We start from the raw sequence: 16,828 nt of genomic DNA on the forward strand, positions 1-16,828 counted from the left end.
GATTCCTCCATTTTCGATGTTTTCGAATTGATTATAATTGTTAAAGTATACTTTAAGTCAAGCGTTTATTCGATTTGTTTTTCCCTTTAGAAGTCTATTTATAAACATTTGAAGTTGAGTGCTAAACTTTTTTGCTTTTATGCTACACTTGAAACAACAGCCGAAATTTCATTTCATTAAAAGGAGGAATGTATGCGTTTTCTCAATGTGAGTAGAAGACCTAGCTTACTTGCCCAAATTACATTACTTATTACGGTAGTTATTCTTGTGAGTACCGTCCTTGTATGCATTTTATTTTCTGCAATGATAGATGAAATTGTTGAAAAATATGTAGGTAAGCAAGCTATGACAGTAGCAAAATTAGCTTCTGAAGACAAAATGATTGTAAAAGCTTTTAAGAATAAAAATCCTTCTGAGCATATCCAACCTGTTGCAGAAAAAATAAGAAAAACCACTGGGGCAGATTATGTCACCATCGCCCATGATAAAGGAATCCGCTATTCTCATCCCAATAGTAGCTATATTGGAAAACATACTAAAACAAGCAACGAAGCTTCTTTAAAGGAGCATCAATCCATTATTTATAAAGGAAAAGGAATTTCAGGATTTGCAATTAAAGCCAAGACCCCCATATGGGATAGCCGAGGAAACGTAATAGGCGTTTCTTCAGTAGGGTTTCTTGTAAGCAATATAGAAAAACAGATTAATGATTATAGAATAAAAATTATTAAATTGTCCTGTATTCCTTTTCTTATTGGAGCATTTGGAGCTTTTTTCATTGCAAGGCGGGTAAAAAGACTAATATTTGGACTGGAACCGGAGGAGATTTCCTTTCTTTTTAAAGAAAAGGAGGCTACCCTTGAATCTATTCGAGATGCTACTGTTACTGTAAATGTTGAAAAATATGTAACGTCAATGAACAGAAGGGCTAGAGAACTATTTGGTCATCTTCAAATAGGAGGAGAGATAAAGAACGCCCGTCTAGGACAACTAATTGTTCAAGCGATAGAAAAGCAGCGGGTGTATTCTAACCAGTCCCTTGTACTAGATGGTCAGCAGTATATTTTGGATTTATCTCCTATTGTAAGAAAAAAAGAAGTGCAGGGCATCGTCCTTACTATAAGAACTTTATCTCAAATTGAAGAATTGACAGAAGAGATTTCTAAAATTAAAATGTTTTCCGATAATTTACGTGCTCAAAATCATGAATTTTTAAATAAGCTGAACGTGATTTATGGATTGTTAAAGTTAAAGAAGTATGAGCATGTCATGCAAATGATTTCATCAGAGGTAAAGGAACGCCAAGATATTATTTCTTTTTTAATGTCTTCTGTAAAGGATCCTTTGATTGCGGCATGCTTACTTGGAAAGATCAATCGTTCGAAAGAATTAGATGTTACTTTAGAAATTGACCAAGATAGTAATTTAACAAGTACTTTAGATATCGAAGACGCAAAAAACGTTGTTTCCATCTTGGGGAATTTAATTGATAATGCGCTCGAGGCTGTGCGAGAACATAAAGGGAACGTGCTAGTATCTTTTACAGATGTAGGAAATGACCTGATTTTTGAAGTTGAAGACAATGGACATGGGATATCAAAAGAAGTAGAAAATATGATTTTTATAGATGGTTACACAACAAAAAAAGGTGAAAATCACGGAATTGGATTGACTATTGTTAAAAGATCTGTAGAGCTGCTCAAAGGTGAACTATACATAAGCAAAAGTATGTTACAAGGAGCAAGATTCACATTAGTAATCCCAAAGCTATTAAATAATGAAAAGGAAGAATCGATATGACTGAAAATCAAATTAATGTCATGATTATAGAAGATGATTCTACAGCTGCACAAATTTATGAACAGTTTACTAAGAAACTAGAGCATTTCACTGTTGTTGCAACCGCAGGATCTGGAGAACAGGCTTTAGAATTACTAACAATATTTACACCGCAATTAATTTTATTAGACGTCTTTTTACCAGATATCAACGGAGTGGAACTGTTATGGGAAATCAGAAAGAAGTATCGAGGAATCGATATTATTTTAATAACGGCAGCCAATGATGTTGAAACAGTTGAGGAAGCAATAAGAGGAGGAGCATTTGGTTATTTGGTGAAACCTGTAATTATTGATAAATTTTTATCTACTTTAAAACATTATCAGTCTACAAGAATAGAATTAACCGAAAATAAAATGATAAACCAAGATAAAATAGACCATTTATTTAGAACACATCATAACCGCCGCACTCAATCAGCAGCTGCAGTAACAGAACTTCCTAAAGGGATTGATAAACATACTCTTCGTTTAGTAAGAGATAAAGTTCGCGAAGTTCCGCAGAGCTTGAATGTAGATGAGTTTGCTCAACTAGTAGGTATCAGTTATTCAACAATGAGAAGGTACTTAGAGTATTTAGTATCTTGTAAAGAAATGCAGGTGGAAATAGTGTATGGAAGTGTAGGGAGGCCTGAGCGGAAATACCGAGTAACTAATTCTACATAAAAACGAGATAGCGGTTCTTTGTCCGCTATCTCGTTTTTATGTAGAAATGACGCATGAAAAAAATGAAAAGAATTACTTTTATAAAAGATATTAAACTTATGGTGATTATCTATGAACCTGCTTTAACAAGTGATACCTTTTTAGTAACGTGTAGCAAGAAAAAATGAAAACGTTATCAAAAAGGAGGAAAAATATCCGTGCTTTCTTTATTAGGATTTTTAATGGTTGCAGTATTCATGTATTTAATTATGTCGAAGCGACTTACCCCAATGGTTGCTCTTATCATTATTCCAATTATATTTGGTTTAATAGGTGGGTTTGCTAGCGGAATGGGACCTATGATGCTAGAGGGTGTAAAAGATATTGCTCCTACAGCTATTATGATTTTATTTGCTATTTTATATTTTGGATTAATGATTGATTCAGGATTGTTTGACCCTCTTGTTTCCTTCATTTTAAAGGTTGTAAAAGGAGATCCCCTAAAAATCGTGGTCGGAACTGCGGTGCTTTCAATGATGGTTGCTTTAGATGGTGATGGAACTACTACCTATATGATAACGGTCTCTTCTTTGCTTCCATTATATAAACGCCTAGAAATGAACCCGCTTATCCTAGCAGGAGTTGCGATGCTATCTATGGGAGTTATGAATATGACTCCGTGGGGAGGTGCTTCTGCTATGGCTATGAGTTCATTAAATTTAGATTCGTCTCAGTTGTTTTTGCCTTTAATACCTGTAATGGGTTTTGGGCTTCTATGGGTGCTCTTTGTTTCTGTTGTCCTTGGAAGAAGGGAAAGAAAAAGGTTAGGAGTTATCAATATTAAACATTCTGCAAATGAAATCGCACATGCAGATGAATTAGAGGGAACAGCGCAACATTTAGACTATCGACGTCCTAAGTTAGTATGGTTTAATTTTCTCCTTACCGTTAGTCTTATGGTGTGCTTAATTATGGACTTTATGTCGCTGATGCTTTTGTTCATGGTAGCGTTTGCTATTGCATTATTAATAAATTATCCAAACATCAAAGATCAACAGCAGCGAATTTCATCTCATGCAAATAATGCGGTAGCCGTCGTTTCAATTGTTATTGCAGCAGGTATTTTTACAGGAATTATGTCTGGAACAAAGATGATTGATGCTATGGCAAATACACTTGTAGGAATAATCCCAGATGCAATGGGCCCTTTTTTGCCAGTTGTAGTAGCATTTTTAAGTGCTCCTTTTACATTTTTTATGTCCAATAATGCCTTTTATTTTGGCGTATTGCCGATTATTGCTCAAGCTGCCGAAAGTTATGGCATTAGCGCAGCTGAAATTGGAAGAGCTGCTATCTTAGGACAACCCGTTCACGTGATAAGTCCCTTGGTAGCAGCAGCTCACTTATTAATTGGAATGGTAGGAATTGAATTTAGTGATTTACAACGCTTTTTAATTAAGTGGGCGCTAGGAACTACGGCAGTGATGACAATAGCTGCGTTAATTTTAGGTGTTATTTCTATTTGATATAAAAAAAGACCCCAAAGGGTCTTTTTTTTATACTCTTACGTTGAACTAGACTGTTCGCTGCAGCTGCTTTTTTTAAAATAGAACTTATAAATTAAAAATCCGCATACAGCCACTACCGCTGCAATTAAAATATAGGTTTGTGCATCTGAGATAAAAGATTGAATGGACTTAAAGTTTCCGATTTGCCCTAACCAAAGCATGGCAATATTCAAAGGAAAGATACCAAGAAATGTGAGCAGAGCAAACGGAATAGGTTTCACTTTAGATAGCCCCGAAAGATAGGAAATGTAGTTGCCGAGCCCTAAAGGACGAGCAATCGCAATACTCCATAATCCGCATTTTTTAAACCATTTTTGTGATTTCTCAAATGCTTTTTTCTTTTTTGATAATTTTTTCTTTACCTTATCCTCTAATTTATAGCCTATCCCATACGGTATAAAGCTAAAAGCTGTATAAACGGCGCTTCCTGCAAGAGCAATTAATAATAATTGCACTATGTGCATGTTTAATAAGTATCCGTAGGTAAGGGTGAGAAGAGAACCGGGAAACGGCAGGGAGGAAGCCTCAATGGCCAGTCCGCTTAAAAGTCCCCAAATTCCAAATTGTTTCAGTAAGTCTGTTATGAAATGTAGCATAAGATCGCCTCTTTTTCTGTGTCATAACATTCAAGTACCCATCTATATGTTCGGAAAAACTTATAAAAGAAAAGAAAATAAAGGAAGAAAGTGGGATGTGACAGAAAAAAACTTAGCTTGTACAAAGAAAAAGGAAGGAAGTGTATTTTATAGCTTCTACTCAGAGTGAAATTATACGGGAAAAATAATCGAGTGTGAATTTTTAAATAAACTACGACTTTTATTCATAGTTTTGATTCCTTTTATTCATTTTACTTATAAAACTAGCGGGTGTAAACTTGTTGTGTTGTGAAATAATCCATTATGTATATGTATTAAAAGGAAAGGAGGTTACCGTGTGGTTATTATTGTAGGATTGTTATTGTTGATGTTTTTTGCTTATCTAGGATGGTCTATTATCTGGGTGGCACCTGTTGTAGCTACATTCATTGCTTACTTTAGTGGTTTAAAAGTACTGCCTACTTATACAGATGTGTATATGGGAGGGTTTGTAGATTTCGCTGCAAAATGGTTCCCCATCTTTTTATTAGGAGCCGTCTTCGGAAAGCTAATGGAAGATACAGGCGCAGCTAAGTCGTTGGCGCAGCGTATTGCTAAATTATTTGGAAGTAAAAGAGCCATTTTAGGGGTGCTGATTGCTTCCGCCATTTTGACATATGGCGGAGTGAGTCTATTCGTTGTGGTCTTTGCGATTTATCCTTTAGCAATCGCGTTATTTCGAGAAGCCAACGTATCGCGAAATTTACTGCCAGCAACCATTGCACTCGGAGCATTTACGTTTACAATGACAGCGATTCCAGGTACGCCTCAAATTCAAAATCTGATTCCGACTGCTACATTTAAAACCAATGCAATGTCCGGTTCGATTATTGGAATTGTCTCAGGTCTTATTATGGCGGTGGGAGGGTATTTATGGTTAGCTTATCGCGATAAAAAATTAAAAGCTAAAAATCAAGGGTTTACTGAGCCTAATGAATCATCAGTCGCAGCGAGTGAAGAACAGGACTCGATGAATGTAATATTAGCTATTTTACCGCTGATTGTCGTTGTCGTGACATTAAACGTTTTAAAATGGGAGCCTATCGTTTCGTTATTAATTGGTATTTTTTCTATTTTACTTATTAATTTTAAACACTACAAGACGTTTATTTCTTCTATAAATGAAGGAGCAAAAGGATCCGTGATGGCTGTTATTAATACGAGTGCAGCAGTAGGTTTTGGCTCGGTTATTACAGCAGTTCCAGAGTTTAAAGATGTCACGCATGTGTTGCTAAACATTTCGAGTAATCCGCTCGTTTCAGAAGCATTAAGCGTTCAAGTGCTAGCGATGATCACGGGCTCAGCATCCGGCGGTATGGGTATTGCGCTTCAAGCATTAGGAGATACGTGGTATCACTTGTCTCAAACAACGAATTTAAGTGCTGATGCTCTTCACCGTATTGCAAGTGTTGCGTCAGGTGCATCTATTTTACCGCATAACGGTGCGTTGTTAACACTATTAGCCGTAACTGGTCTTCGGCATAAAGAAACGTATAAAGACGTATTTGTTGTTGCATTTATCATCCCGACAATCGCTTTATTTGCAGGAGTCGCATTAGCGGCAGCCGGTATTATTTAAAAACAGGAGGAGAATACACATGGTTGAAAATCAAGTAATTGTAATCACAGGAGCAGCAAGAGGAATTGGGTTTGAAATAGGTAAACGATTCGCAGAAAACGGCGGAAAAATTGTGTTATCCGACATTGATCAAGCTGCTGTAGAAGCTGCAGCACAAAATCTTCGTGAAGCTGGATTTGAAGCGCTTGGTGTCAAAGCTGATGTAACAAAAGAAGAAGAAATCAAACATTTAATTGAAACGGCAAACGCACATTTTGGAGCGGTTCATACGTTCATTAATAACGCTGGCTTGCAGCATGTTTCTCCAATCGAAGAGTTCCCAACTGAAAAATATGAGTTAATGATTAAAATTATGCTAACAGCTCCATTTATGGCGATTAAGCACGCGTTTCCGATTATGAAAAAGCAAGGGTTCGGACGTATTATTAACGTTTCTTCTATCAACGGTTTAATCGGTTTTGCGGGCAAAGCAGCTTATAACAGTGCTAAACACGGTGTAATAGGGCTAACAAAAGTAGCTGCTCTTGAAGGCGCAGCACATGGTATTACGGTGAATGCACTTTGTCCTGGTTATGTGGATACACCACTAGTAAGAGGTCAGTTAGATGGTTTAGCTAAAACAAGAAACGTACCATTAGAGAGCGTGCTTGAAGAAGTTATTTATCCTTTAGTCCCTCAAAAAAGATTATTAGACGTGAGCGAAATTGCTGACTATGCTATCTTCTTGGCGAGTGATAAAGCAAAAGGTGTAACTGGTCAAGCGGTAGTAATGGACGGCGGATATACAGCTCAATAAAAAATAAAATAAATCATTAAAAGCATAAATGAGTCCAACGGGCTCATTTATGCTTTTTTAGGTTATATCTATTCTATTGAGTTAATCAACGTTAAAATATAATTAGGCTATACATAAAAAAAGCCTCATACTATTTCTCCTGTAAAGATAAATAGTATGATAAAAAAGCCTACAGTTTAGAAAGGATGATACATATGGTGCAAACAGTAAATGAATTAATTAAACATCCGGTTTTTTATTTTTTTAACGAAATTTCAGCTATTCCTAGAGAATCTGGAAATGAAAAGAAAATTAGTGACTATTTAGTTTCTTTTGCAAAAGAAAGAAGCCTTGAAGTTATCCAAGACGAGGCTTTAAATGTAATTATTAAAAAGCCGGCCGCTAAAGGATATGAACATGCTCCAGCCATCATTTTGCAAGGACATATGGACATGGTATGCGAGTTAAATAAAGGGACTGTGCATGATTTTGAAAAAGATCCGCTTCAACTGCGAATTGTGGAAGATATGCTTTATGCAAATGGTACTACGCTAGGAGCTGACAACGGGATTGCCGTTGCATATGCACTGGCTTTACTAGATGCTCATGATATAGCTCACCCCTCTCTTGAAGTAGTCATTACTACTGAGGAAGAAACAACTATGGGCGGAGCCATTGCTGTAAGTCCAGCTCATTTTGAAGGGGAAATCTTTATCAACCTTGATACAGAAGAGGACGGAAAGCTGCTTGTCAGCAGCGCAGGCGGGGTAAAAAGCGTGCTTCGTATTCCCGTAGACTGGGAATCGTCTTCCGATAACTCAGAAACATATAGCTTAAGCATCGGTGGACTGCGCGGCGGACATTCTGGAATGGAAATTGATAAAGAAAGAGGAAATGCTAATAAACTACTAGGGAGAGTTTTATATGATTTACAACATGAACTTCCCTATTCTTTAAGCAGCATTAGTGGAGGATTAAAATCAAATGCGATTCCCCGTGAATCAGAAGCAATTCTATCAGTTGAGCCTTCTGAGGTAGGAAAGCTAGAAAATAAGATTCGTGAGTGGAACGAAATAGTAAAAAATGAATTACAAGCGGCTGATCCGAGCGTATATGTAAAAATAAACAAATTTTCTTCCGATGAGAAATGTTTTACAAAAGAAACGACAGAACGAATTGTACAAGCTATTATGCTAACACCAAACGGCGTTCAAAGCATGAGTATGAATATCGAAGGATTAGTAGAATCTTCTACCAACTTAGGTGTGATTACGACGACAGAGTCTGAGATTGTTTTTCAAAATGAAATCCGCAGCTCAGTAAAAAGCTTAAAAGAAAAAATAGTAAGTCAAGTGCACATACTTGCTCAAGTAGTCGGAGGAAGAGTTGAAACAAAAGGAAATTACCCTGAATGGGCGTACAATGCAGATTCAAAAATTCGTGAATTATGTAAAAAGGTTTACAAAGAAAAGTATGGGGAAGAGGCGGAGGTCATCGCCATCCATGCTGGAATTGAATGCGGTATTTTCCTGGAAAAAATCTCTGGATTAGACGCCATTTCGCTCGGCCCCGATATGTACGACGTTCATACACCTGATGAACACCTGAGCATTCCGTCTACTATTAAGACATGGGAATACTTATTAGCGGTATTAAAAGAAGCAAATAAGATATAAAGTTATCAGCATCTCTATAATTTTTAAAAAAGAGCTTCTGTAAAGGAGCTCTTTTTCATTGGTCATTTATCAGATAATAAGCAGAATTCCGTCAACACGTCAGGCAATTGAGAACATTTATGTAAGCGTTTTACAAATAAAGGTTTTAAAACGGGCCTAAAAGAGGTAAACAATTACTAAAACGATAGACAAATGAATTCAAAACAAGCTCTGCAACTAATAAATTAGTAGGGAGAGAATGTATATGAATGATAATAGTCTTATCAAAGATCCCTTTTTGGAAAAAGGAGAAATTGAATTTTTAGAATTAAGGAAAGACGAAATACGCTATCTAAAGTTCGATCGGTTTTTGAAAGTGATTAAAGCACTTAATCAACGCAGTGATAAAGGCTACCAGAGTCTTATGCTTTCCGTTGATGGCTTTAAAGGTAATTCAAGAGAATTATATGAGATAGAGGAGTTTCGCAGATACGTAAATTTGTTAATTAATCAAGTTCCTCAAATATTATTTTATATTCACGATAAAAACAAAATGACTAATCAAATTTTGAAAAGTCTATCAAACAACAGCAGCCAACCGGCCTCTATAGATCCTAAAAGAGCACGTTTAATGATTGATGCCATACAGGAGCAAGTAGAGAAAACAGAGGACAAAGAGATAAAGGAGAACCTTTCTGAATTCGTATGTAAAATCCAGAGCTTTGTGAATCAGTATTAACAGTTCCCAATAGAAAAGCAGAATCCATATTATAAAAAAGCACGAGAACTCAAAGTTTCTCGTGCTTTTTTATTGGAAAAACAGTAGAAAGAGAAAAGGAGTATCAACATAGATTGATAAATAATAATGGTAAAGCTTCATATTCTGCCGTGAAATAACAAGGAGGAATGAACATTGCATCATATTGAAATAAGAAGACCAAAAATAGAAGACCGCGCAGAACTCCACGAGCTTTTTAATGAAGTAATCACAGATACCTTTCATAAAGAGGGTCTATCAGACATAGTGAACGATATACAAATAGAAATTGAAAGTAAAGCACAATATTTAAAAAGTGACCTTGATAGCGGTGGAAAACATCGATTCTTTTGGCTCGGAATAGATACGTGCACTAATAAGATTATTGGCTGTATTGAATATGGTCCTGTTAGTGAATTAATTACATCGTGTACAAAAGGAGACCTGCAAGGATGGATTGAAATCGGCACAGTTTTTGTTCATCCAAAGTACCAAAGAAAAGGTGTAGGCACACTGCTTTTACATACTATGCTGCTTACGCTTCAAAGCAGAGAAATTAAAAAGATTTGTTTGGACAGCGGATACAAAAATGCTCAAGAAGTATGGAAAAACATATTTGGAATCCCTGATTATTTAGTAAAAGATTACTGGAGCAAGGGGTATCATCACATGGTTTGGAAAATATCAGCAGAAAGTACGCCGATAGTATTTAAGCTCAGTTATAACGAAGAATAAGGTGTCTCCTAGAAAATAGCCGGTACGTTTCTCCCGGCTATTTTCTACTGTTAAGCTGTTTACATATGTGCAATTATATATTAGTGTATTTTATTAAATATAATACCTTGACTGTCATAGTAATATGATTTAAATTATACATAAAGAGGTGATACTTTGGTATATACAAAAATGTCTTCAGATTTACTTCGGGGACATACAGATACAATGATTTTGAAATTACTTCTCAGCGGCGATAAGTATGGGTATGAAATTAGTAAGCTTATTTATACCTATTCTAAAGAGCAGTATGAATTAAAAGAAGCCACAATGTATTCAAGCTTGAAGCGTCTTGAAAAAGACGGCCATATTCTTTCTTACTGGGGAGATGCTGTACAAGGCGGCCGCAGAAAATATTATAAAATTACAGAACAAGGAAAAAACGTATATAAACAAAACAAAGAAAATTGGGAGCAAGCGAAAAAAATTATTGATTTATTGTTGTGAGAAAGGATGATGTTATAAATGAACGAAAAAATAAAAAATCATGTGCATAACATTTTGGCTCCTTATCAGGATGTAGAAAATGTTCAAGATTTAGAGGAAGAACTATCACAGAACTTACAGGAAAAATTTACAGATTATAAAAAAGATGGGCATAATGAAGAACAGGCTTATTATATGACAATCAATTCTATCGGCGATATCACAGAGCTGATTCAATCAATGAATGTAGAAACCAAGGAATTAAAGCAAACAGTCCCTATGGATTTTTCAAAGACCGAGCTTACAAAATCTGATTTTCGTTCTGTATCGGTGTATAAAGGGAAATTTAATGCCAGTAATTTGAATGAATCTGATTTTAGCTACGCAGATCTTACGGACAGCATGTTTAAAAGCAGCAATTTAACAAAAGCGATATTTCATCACGTTAATTTAACAGGCGTACAATTTAAATGGGCAAATTTTAAACAGGCCAGTTTTAAAGACTGTATCTATGACAACACGTACTTTAAGCAATGTAATTTAACAGACATTGTATTTGACGAGGAAACATTTAAGGGAACAATTTTTGAAGGAACATCATTAAAAAAAGCCTCATTTCGCAACGCCACTTTGCTAAATGTACAGTTTCGAGGATCAGATTTAAAAAAATCCGATTTTGAAGGTGCAAAAATGGATAAATTGACATATAACTTTTTAAAAAGTGCCAAGATAGATCTGAGTAAAGTTACGATTATTTAAAGATAAAAAAGACCTCTCTGAAGGTCTTTTTTTATGGACATATAACAATTCTTTTTAAGAGCGAGCAGGATAGTTTATTAGAGAGCTAGAACACATTCATAGAAATAATAAAGCTTTTATCACTTATGTGGAGGAGTATGGAAATGTCTATATATGAAATTTGGAATGAAGTGGATCTTTATATGAATGATAAGCTTATACAACCTGACCCTATTCTTGATGAGGTATTGAAGGCAAATCAAGAGGCTGGATTACCTGCCATCGACGTATCGCCTAGTCAAGGAAAGTTTCTGCATTTGTTAGCTTTATTAAAAGGAGCTAAACGCATTTTGGAAATTGGTACTCTTGGAGGATACAGCACGATTTGGCTAGCCAGAGCTCTTCCGAAAGACGGACAGCTGATTACGCTCGAATTGAGCGCTCAGCATGCAGAAGTAGCAAGAGCTAATTTAAAAAGAGCGGGAGTAAGCCACTTAGTAGAAGTCCTTGTCGGCCCCGGGCTTGATACATTAGCTGTATTAAAGGATAAGAGAACAGAGCCGTTTGATCTTATCTTTATTGATGCTGACAAGCCGAATAACCCAAATTACTTAAAGTGGGCTCTAGAATTATCGAAAAGAGGAAGTACGATTATTTGTGATAATGTTGTTCGTCAAGGGCATGTGGTGAACTCAGAAAGTGAAGATGAAAATGTAAAGGGAATTCGCCAATTTATGAATGTTCTGGCTCAAGAAAAACGAATCAGCGCCACGGCTATACAAACCGTTGGAAGCAAAGGCTATGATGGATTCATTGTAGGGATTGTTGAATGATAAAATTTGTATTACACATAAAAAGAGACGGAGACATAACGAAACCCATCCAATCAACAGCTAGAAGCAAATACATACATGAAACCTACGTTCAGCGTCCCCACGAAAAAATCCGAACGAGTTGGATTCTCAACCAAACTCGTTCGGATTGTCCTTGAATTAACATACTTTTGTTCCAGACTCTTTTTAAATGGGCCCCAATTTATCTGTCATTTGTTTTTCGGTTAAAAAATTAATCAATTCTCGTACAGCGAATGAACTGTAGCGTTCTTTTAACAGAATAATACCAAGTTCCCACATCATTTCAGGATCTGCAATAGGTACGGTAGTAATATTGGGATCTTTCACTTTGGTATAAAGCGATTCGGGTAAAATAGCAATACCTAGTTCTGCCGTTGTTAATTCAATAATTAAATCCCATTGAGAACTTTTATACGCTATAGAAGGCACAAAGCCTGATTTTAAAGCATCTTGAATTAACCGGTCGTGCAGCGTAAATTCTTCACTAAACATAATGAATTTTTCATGCTCCAATTCTTTCATCCAGACGGAAGAACGTTTCGCTAGAGGATGGTTTTTATGCGCGTATAAAAGAAATCTCTCCTTAACGAACGGGTATACGTGAAAATGTTCATCATGACCGCTTGTAAGAGGAAGCATAACAATCCCCATATCTACACCAGCCTCTTCCACAAGTGCTTCAATTTTTTTTGCTCCAAATTCAATAAGCTCTAGAGATACTTTAGGGTATTGTTCATTAAATGCTTTTGCAATCTTCGGGAAAAACAAGGTCCCGATGAGCGGAGGGACTCCCATCTTGATTTGCCCTGTTTGCAAGTTCATTAAATCTCCCAACAAGTGAGGCATGTCTTTTAACACCGACAGAGCTTTAGTTGCTTGGTGATACACAACTTCTCCTGCATCGGTTAGCTTTAATTCTCTTGTTGAACGATCAAGAAGCTCAAATCCTAGTTCATTTTCTACTTTTTTGACGGCTTTACTTAAAGCTGTTTGAGACAAATGAACTTGCAGCGCTGCCTTTGTAAAATTCTTATGGTTCGCTACCTCTATAAAGTATTCTAAGTCTCTGATTTCCATGTGAAACTCCATTTCTGCAAACTGCTTATCCTTTTTCTTTACTCTTTATTTTAACCATTAAATTATTTACTGTAAATGTGCTAATTAAAAAGGGGGAGGATATATCCAATGAATAAAACCAGGGAAAGGAAATGAACTAAAATTTCTGTCGAAATTGATTGATAAAACGCATAATCTTTTTATAGAGAAACATAGATTTTGCTGCTAGCTGATGAGGAATATAAAGATTTTTGCATGTACGTTCGGGCAAAAATGCAAAACTTATCAAAATAACTGAAAGTCCAAAGGCTGCGGCTGTAATCTCTAGCCAAGAAAACATCATATCATTCCTCCTTTTACAAACCTATTAATAGAATATGTAAAAGTTTGAAAGGAGGTTGTACGATAGACCTATAATGAGCGGAGTTATGAAGTTCTCTCTAAAAATAAAATGACGTTAAAGAACGCAGGTGCTGCGCTCTTTAACGTCATTTTATTTTCGCTCTTCAGCTTGATGTTCTTGTTTGTTTTGCTCAGTGAGACGTTTTTGATGAGCTTTTGTTTCTGCGCTTACATGATTCGCATCATTCGGTTGATTTTTCTTTGAACCTCCTGCAGCGTTACTCATTAGACGACACCTCCAGTTCGGTTATGAAACATACCTATAGAATGTGCGTATTTACAGACTTTATACACCGCTATCGATATTACTGCACACGAAAAAAGCAAAGGGAGAGTCACTAAACTGTTCCCTTTGCTTTTTTGCTAGGCGACTTTATCGGTGGTGATAATTTTGTTAATCCAGTCTTTTCCTTCTGTAAACCTTGTAACAAGCATCGCTGTTACTGTATTTCCCGTACTGTTTAAAAGCGTAGCAGGGGCGTCAATAATTGTGGAAATGACCGCAATAATGGGCAGAACTTCTGGCGAAAATCCGTAAATTGTAATGATTAACATTTCGCCAATCATACCGCCTCCAGGGATTGCTCCCATTACGGCTCCAACTAAAAAGGCTACGCCTAATATGCTCAAAATACTCGTAGCAGACGTCATATCTTTGCCAAACAAACTGAATAAGAAAACAATTTTTAGAATACCACCGATAACAGAACCATCTTTATGGGTGTTTGCTCCTAATGGAATCACCGTTTCAGCAATATCCAGCGGCACACCCATTTTCTTTGTTGCATCTAAATTGACTGGAATAGATGCAGCAGAAGAACAGGTAGCAATAGCCGTGATAGAAGGAGCAGCTGCATTTTTCCAAAACAGCTTAATTCCTGCTTTACCGCCAGCAATCCATGCATATAGCGTAAAGAAACCGAAATAGTAAACGATTGCAATTAATAAATAAAGAATAAATGCTCTAGCGTACCCTTGTAAGATCTTTGGTCCAAGTTCTCCTACTACAGTAGCAAAATAGCACCCTAAACCAATTGGAGCATAGTACATCACAATTTTAACAACCTTCATCGATACTTCTTGACCGGAAGTCAGAAATTTCACCATGGGCTGTCCTTTTTCGCCAGCCATCGTTGTAGCAATACCGAAAATAACGGCAAAGACAATTAATTGTAAAATGTGCTCTTTCGAAAATAACTGAACAAAATCAGGTACAGTAAATGTACTAACAAGCTGAGTTAAAAGCGTCATTTTTTCAGCTGTATTTTCACTGTCACCCATCAATTCTTTAATGGCAGAAGTATCTACATTATGTAGCGGATTGTAAAGTGATGCGCCTAAAAAGCCTAAAACGGCTGAAACAGCAGCAGTGGCGATAAACACAACGGCGATACCTAGCATAATTTTACCAAGACGCTTCATTTCATTCATGTTTGCGATCGCCGAAGCCACACTAAAAAAGACAAGGGGAACGATAATCATGAACATCAAATTAAGAAACAAATCACCAAAGGGCTTTACGACTGCCACATCGGGCCCGATAGCATATCCTGCTATCCCGCCAATTAAAATAGCGAGAAGCAGAATAAGCGATGATCTGTACGTTTTAAATACACTTAAAACCATAGTTAGATTTCCTCCAAACAACAATAGCTTCTTTACTACGCAAGAACAGCTATTATTTGCTCATTGCATACGTAGTAACGACTGGCTTTACATCTTTACGCACCAAATCTTCGTATGTTTCTCGCTCTACAGCAAGACGAGCTTCTCCATTTTTTACAAATACAACAGCAGGGCGCGGAATACGGTTGTAATTGCTAGCCATTGAATAGTTGTAGGCACCTGTAGAGGACACTGCTAATAAATCTCCTTGATTAACGCGCGGTAAATCAATATCCCAAATAAGCATATCTCCTGATTCACAGCATTTACCCGCAATTGATACTGTTTCATCTTTTTTATCCGTCACTCTATTAGCCAAGACAGCTTCATGTTTTGCATCGTAAAGAGCAGGACGGATATTATCGGTCATACCGCCGTCAATTCCTACGTATTTTCGTACACCTGGAATCTCCTTCGTTGATCCAATTGTATAAAGCGTTGTACCTGCTTCTCCTACGATGCTTCTTCCAGGCTCAATCCAGACTTCTGGAAGGGTATAATTCTGTTCAGTTAACGTGCGGCTTAGCTTTTCTGTCAGTGCATCTACATAATACTCAACTGGAAGAGGAGAGTCGCTTTCGGTATAACGAATACCAAAACCACCACCTACGTTTAAAACTTTTACTTCAAATTCCATTTTATCACGAATGCTGAATAAGAAATCAGTTAAAATATCAATGGCGCGAGAAAAACCATCTACTTCAAAAATTTGCGAACCAATATGACAATGAATGCCTAAAAGATCGTAGTAAGGCTTTTCTAACGCAGAACTTACCGCTTTCATGGCTTGGTCATTGGAAAGACCAAATCCAAACTTGGAGTCTTCCTGTCCGGTCATAATATATTCATGTGTATGGGCTTCAATCCCTGGAGTAACACGCAGAAGAATAGATGCTTTCTGTTTGCGCTCAGCTGCTAAGGCATGCAAAACTTCAAGTTCGGTAAAGTTATCAACAACAAAACAGCCAATATTCGCATCAAGAGCCATTTCCATTTCTTCAATCGTTTTATTATTGCCGTGAAAATGAATGCGTTCAGCTGGATATCCAGCTTCAAGCGCTGTAAATAATTCGCCTCCTGAGACCACATCTAGTGACATATCAAGCTTCGTTAAAAGGCTAGCCATTTCCATACAAAGAAAGGCTTTCCCTGCATAGGCGATTTGATATGAAAATCCGCTTCTTCGAAAGGCTGAATGGAAGGCCTTGCATTTCGTCTCAATTAATTCTTGATCGTAGATGTATAAGGGAGTGCCGTATCGTTTTTTCAGTTCGACCGTATCGCACTGCCCAATTTCTAAATGATTGCTGCTGTTAATTTTACTCGTTCCATGTAAGTACATAATCCGTATCCCTCCATTTAAATCATTCAACTATAACTTTGATGGTCAGTAGAAAAACACAAAAAAGACCCGTGAAGTGATGTTCACGCGTCTTGGTTTCATAATAATAAAATATTATT

At 36.7% G+C, this 16,828-nt stretch carries 17 protein-coding genes; 11 read left to right on the forward strand and 6 right to left on the reverse strand.

Features of this window, described 5'->3' with window-relative positions:
• The first annotated feature begins 192 nt into the window (after positions 1-192).
• The 3 genes from AC3WJG_RS19285 (at position 193) to AC3WJG_RS19295 (ending at position 4,009) form a co-directional block, all read left to right on the forward strand.
• The gene (locus AC3WJG_RS19285; RefSeq protein WP_492588483.1) at positions 193-1,800 is read left to right on the forward strand and encodes an ATP-binding protein; all 1,608 of its coding nucleotides are present in this window, start codon (positions 193-195) and stop codon (positions 1,798-1,800) included.
• Positions 1,797-2,504, forward strand: coding sequence for a response regulator (locus tag AC3WJG_RS19290; RefSeq protein ID WP_102812703.1), 708 nt, complete (start codon positions 1,797-1,799; stop codon positions 2,502-2,504). Before AC3WJG_RS19285 ends, AC3WJG_RS19290 begins: the two co-directional genes overlap by 4 nt.
• Positions 2,505-2,701: 197 nt before the next feature.
• Positions 2,702-4,009, forward strand: a complete 1,308-nt coding sequence (locus AC3WJG_RS19295) for a CitMHS family transporter (RefSeq protein WP_028408547.1) — start codon at positions 2,702-2,704, stop codon at positions 4,007-4,009.
• Between the two features lie 38 nt (positions 4,010-4,047).
• Here AC3WJG_RS19295 and AC3WJG_RS19300 read toward each other — a convergent pair whose 3' ends face one another.
• Entirely contained in the window at positions 4,048-4,647 is a 600-nt protein-coding gene (locus AC3WJG_RS19300; RefSeq protein ID WP_028408546.1) for a DedA family protein, read from the reverse strand.
• Positions 4,648-4,984: 337 nt separating this feature from the next.
• Between AC3WJG_RS19300 and AC3WJG_RS19305 the strand changes: the two genes are divergently transcribed.
• The 8 genes from AC3WJG_RS19305 (at position 4,985) to AC3WJG_RS19340 (ending at position 12,223) form a co-directional block, all read left to right on the forward strand.
• A complete protein-coding gene (locus tag AC3WJG_RS19305) occupies positions 4,985-6,265 on the forward strand; it encodes a GntP family permease (protein WP_081085233.1) in 1,281 nt (426 codons plus the stop codon).
• 19 nt (positions 6,266-6,284) lie between these two features.
• Positions 6,285-7,061 (forward strand): 3-hydroxybutyrate dehydrogenase, encoded by a 777-nt coding sequence (locus AC3WJG_RS19310; protein WP_013057034.1) that lies wholly within the window; start codon positions 6,285-6,287, stop codon positions 7,059-7,061.
• 194 nt (positions 7,062-7,255) lie between these two features.
• Positions 7,256-8,716, forward strand: a complete 1,461-nt coding sequence (locus AC3WJG_RS19315) for an aminoacyl-histidine dipeptidase (protein WP_217598842.1) — start codon at positions 7,256-7,258, stop codon at positions 8,714-8,716.
• A gap of 244 nt (positions 8,717-8,960) precedes the next feature.
• Entirely contained in the window at positions 8,961-9,434 is a 474-nt protein-coding gene (locus AC3WJG_RS19320) for a hypothetical protein (RefSeq protein WP_013083145.1), read from the forward strand.
• A 174-nt stretch (positions 9,435-9,608) separates the two neighbouring features.
• The gene (locus AC3WJG_RS19325) at positions 9,609-10,187 is read left to right on the forward strand and encodes a GNAT family N-acetyltransferase (RefSeq protein ID WP_337134001.1); all 579 of its coding nucleotides are present in this window, start codon (positions 9,609-9,611) and stop codon (positions 10,185-10,187) included.
• A 156-nt stretch (positions 10,188-10,343) separates the two neighbouring features.
• Positions 10,344-10,673 carry a PadR family transcriptional regulator gene (locus tag AC3WJG_RS19330; RefSeq protein WP_028408542.1) on the forward strand — a complete coding sequence of 110 codons (330 nt, stop codon included), beginning with the start codon at positions 10,344-10,346 and terminating at the stop codon, positions 10,671-10,673.
• An 18-nt stretch (positions 10,674-10,691) separates the two neighbouring features.
• The gene (locus AC3WJG_RS19335) at positions 10,692-11,411 is read left to right on the forward strand and encodes a pentapeptide repeat-containing protein (protein ID WP_060745654.1); all 720 of its coding nucleotides are present in this window, start codon (positions 10,692-10,694) and stop codon (positions 11,409-11,411) included.
• 125 nt (positions 11,412-11,536) lie between these two features.
• Positions 11,537-12,223, forward strand: a complete 687-nt coding sequence (locus AC3WJG_RS19340; RefSeq protein ID WP_028408540.1) for an O-methyltransferase — start codon at positions 11,537-11,539, stop codon at positions 12,221-12,223.
• A 186-nt stretch (positions 12,224-12,409) separates the two neighbouring features.
• Here AC3WJG_RS19340 and AC3WJG_RS19345 read toward each other — a convergent pair whose 3' ends face one another.
• The 5 genes from AC3WJG_RS19345 to lysA all read right to left on the reverse strand — a co-directional run bounded on the left by AC3WJG_RS19345 (position 12,410) and on the right by lysA (position 16,709).
• Complete coding sequence (locus AC3WJG_RS19345) at positions 12,410-13,321, reverse strand: LysR family transcriptional regulator (protein WP_028408539.1); 912 nt, start codon at positions 13,319-13,321, stop codon at positions 12,410-12,412.
• A gap of 136 nt (positions 13,322-13,457) precedes the next feature.
• Positions 13,458-13,643, reverse strand: coding sequence for a hypothetical protein (locus AC3WJG_RS19350; protein ID WP_060745651.1), 186 nt, complete (start codon positions 13,641-13,643; stop codon positions 13,458-13,460).
• Between the two features lie 150 nt (positions 13,644-13,793).
• Entirely contained in the window at positions 13,794-13,928 is a 135-nt protein-coding gene (locus AC3WJG_RS19355; protein WP_013057043.1) for a hypothetical protein, read from the reverse strand.
• A gap of 137 nt (positions 13,929-14,065) precedes the next feature.
• Entirely contained in the window at positions 14,066-15,328 is a 1,263-nt protein-coding gene (locus AC3WJG_RS19360; protein ID WP_102812708.1) for a dicarboxylate/amino acid:cation symporter, read from the reverse strand.
• Positions 15,329-15,380: 52 nt separating this feature from the next.
• Positions 15,381-16,709 (reverse strand): diaminopimelate decarboxylase, encoded by a 1,329-nt coding sequence (gene lysA / locus AC3WJG_RS19365; protein ID WP_102812709.1) that lies wholly within the window; start codon positions 16,707-16,709, stop codon positions 15,381-15,383.
• Positions 16,710-16,828 lie beyond the last annotated feature (119 nt).

It is taken from the genome of Priestia sp. FW507-14D1A, from assembly GCF_058781295.1.

Bases quoted from the DNA above. Each gene is read 5' to 3' on its own strand.
- AC3WJG_RS19285 (WP_492588483.1), top strand. From the start codon at position 193: ATGCGTTTTCTCAATGTGAGTAGAAGACCTAGCTTACTTGCCCAAATT.
- AC3WJG_RS19350 (WP_060745651.1), bottom strand. From the start codon at position 13,643: ATGATGTTTTCTTGGCTAGAGATTACAGCCGCAGCCTTTGGACTTTCA.
- AC3WJG_RS19300 (WP_028408546.1), bottom strand. From the start codon at position 4,647: ATGCTACATTTCATAACAGACTTACTGAAACAATTTGGAATTTGGGGA.
- lysA (WP_102812709.1), bottom strand. From the start codon at position 16,709: ATGTACTTACATGGAACGAGTAAAATTAACAGCAGCAATCATTTAGAA.
- AC3WJG_RS19310 (WP_013057034.1), top strand. From the start codon at position 6,285: ATGGTTGAAAATCAAGTAATTGTAATCACAGGAGCAGCAAGAGGAATT.
- AC3WJG_RS19290 (WP_102812703.1), top strand. From the start codon at position 1,797: ATGACTGAAAATCAAATTAATGTCATGATTATAGAAGATGATTCTACA.
- AC3WJG_RS19320 (WP_013083145.1), top strand. From the start codon at position 8,961: ATGAATGATAATAGTCTTATCAAAGATCCCTTTTTGGAAAAAGGAGAA.
- AC3WJG_RS19355 (WP_013057043.1), bottom strand. From the start codon at position 13,928: ATGAGTAACGCTGCAGGAGGTTCAAAGAAAAATCAACCGAATGATGCG.
- AC3WJG_RS19315 (WP_217598842.1), top strand. From the start codon at position 7,256: ATGGTGCAAACAGTAAATGAATTAATTAAACATCCGGTTTTTTATTTT.
- AC3WJG_RS19345 (WP_028408539.1), bottom strand. From the start codon at position 13,321: ATGGAAATCAGAGACTTAGAATACTTTATAGAGGTAGCGAACCATAAG.
- AC3WJG_RS19335 (WP_060745654.1), top strand. From the start codon at position 10,692: ATGAACGAAAAAATAAAAAATCATGTGCATAACATTTTGGCTCCTTAT.
- AC3WJG_RS19360 (WP_102812708.1), bottom strand. From the start codon at position 15,328: ATGGTTTTAAGTGTATTTAAAACGTACAGATCATCGCTTATTCTGCTT.
- AC3WJG_RS19340 (WP_028408540.1), top strand. From the start codon at position 11,537: ATGTGGAGGAGTATGGAAATGTCTATATATGAAATTTGGAATGAAGTG.